Origin of the sequence: Vibrio sp. OPT46 (genome assembly GCF_015163535.1) — a bacterium.
GTDB classification, from domain to species: domain Bacteria; phylum Pseudomonadota; class Gammaproteobacteria; order Enterobacterales; family Vibrionaceae; genus Vibrio; species Vibrio alginolyticus.
Genome location: NZ_JADDYG010000491.1, coordinates 1 through 1,573, shown reverse-complemented (window position 1 = coordinate 1,573; position 1,573 = coordinate 1). Strand labels below are relative to the sequence as shown.

The following is a 1,573-nucleotide window of genomic DNA, read 5'->3' as shown; positions in this document are numbered from 1 at the left end:
CAGCATCAGTGGCTTCGATGCGGCTATAGTTGCAAGAGACTCACGAGGGATTAGCGTCAAAGGCATGTCAATGAATACCAAAACAGGTATCGATGCTGAAAACTGTACAGAGCTGAACTTTTCAAACAATCAACACCGAAGCATTAAACAGAATTACTCATATTTCCCACATGAAATCCAGATAAGTAATAACACCCACCTGTCTATTCCAATGTTTTATGCGCTTAATTATTTACGCGCCATGAAATACAATCCATATAAATAGGACCCTCGGTATGACAATGTTCAAGCTCAAAAATTGTGACAATGTCACATTAACCAAAAACGAAACTACATCAACTGAATTTCTCGAAGCTGAGAATACTACAAATATTAAAGCGAGCGAAAATAAAGCAGGATTCAATTTTGCAAAAGACAAACTAATTCAAGAACTAACGGACATTGTAAACTCATTAAAGGACGTTGAAGACGCTGCTAGTTTAACAAGCAATATAGAAGACCTCACTGATGAACTAAACGAAGACCAGCCTACTCAGAGTAGGGTTAACAAATGGCTCACACGAATTTCGCAAACAGCAGATACCGTCAAACTGTCTTCTGACACGATAGAAAAGATCAGAGCTGCAATAGTATCAGCTAAATTATTGGTGACATCGCTTAACTAATAGATACTCTAATCATTGCCATTTGTACTAAATGAATAAGGCACATAACGCCCTGTTAAGGTGTGAGCAACGCAATACCAATGCCGCCGCATATCACCTTAATCACTTAAACCAACGCATAGTAAAAATGCCACGCGTTGCGAATCACTCTTAAACAGTTTGTTATACGATTTTGAACAACGCCTCATACAATTCTTCTATCGTGTTCAAAACTGCGAATTTTGGCTTTGACACAACCCTTATTGATGGCCTTTCATTTTTGATACCTTCTGCATTTCCTTTTGTATGTTTCGCAATAGGAAAATCACTGATGTCAGGCAACTTTTTGTTTGGCTCACCACCAAAGTACAAGAATGGACCGAGCTCCATCGTTGTCTCGTTAAAGTAAACCCAAACGACACAACCTGATGGTTTATTAGCTAAAGCGACATGTATTTTTTGACGTGCTGTGCTCGAACCAATATGAGAAGTTTTGAGTTGTACATGACGAAAAGCGCCAAGGTCTTCCATGATTAGATCATAGCCTTGATTGTCTACTTCTGGTTTGGAAATTTCGATGGAACAACTGCCATTTTTCCATGACATTTTAAGTAATTCGCTAATCAATGAGTGTTCGATTAGCTTCTCTCGAAAGGAAGAGTTTAAGTAATGTTGTTCCATATTTTCCTCTTAATCGTATAACGCCTTGTTAAGGGGTGAAGCACGCAACACCAATGCTACCGCATACCGCCTTAATCACTAAAACCAACGCATAGTAAAAATGCCACGCGTGCTGAATCCCTCTTGAACAATTTGTTATACGCGTTCTATCGGTTGTACTTAACCTTGTTCAAAACTTCTTTTAGTTCATGCGTTTTCTCAAGGTTTACACCGTGAATATTGGCTAAAGCACAAACATAATACAAGAC

3 protein-coding genes and 1 pseudogene are annotated in these 1,573 nt (G+C 38.7%); 2 read left to right on the top strand and 2 right to left on the bottom strand.

Going from position 1 to position 1,573, the window contains the following annotated elements:
- Nucleotides 1-265 (top strand): hypothetical protein (locus tag IQR33_RS33825; RefSeq protein ID WP_228014040.1); only part of this gene is annotated, 265 nt, incomplete at its 5' end.
- A 10-nt stretch (nt 266-275) separates the two neighbouring features.
- Nucleotides 276-665, top strand: a complete 390-nt coding sequence (locus IQR33_RS20695; RefSeq protein ID WP_193844006.1) for a hypothetical protein — start codon at nt 276-278, stop codon at nt 663-665.
- A 162-nt stretch (nt 666-827) separates the two neighbouring features.
- Here IQR33_RS20695 and IQR33_RS20690 read toward each other — a convergent pair whose 3' ends face one another.
- Nucleotides 828-1,325 (bottom strand): hypothetical protein, encoded by a 498-nt coding sequence (locus IQR33_RS20690; RefSeq protein WP_054824899.1) that lies wholly within the window; start codon nt 1,323-1,325, stop codon nt 828-830.
- Nucleotides 1,326-1,471: 146 nt separating this feature from the next.
- Nucleotides 1,472-1,573: pseudogene (locus tag IQR33_RS33820) on the bottom strand (nucleotide pyrophosphohydrolase); the annotation flags it as partial.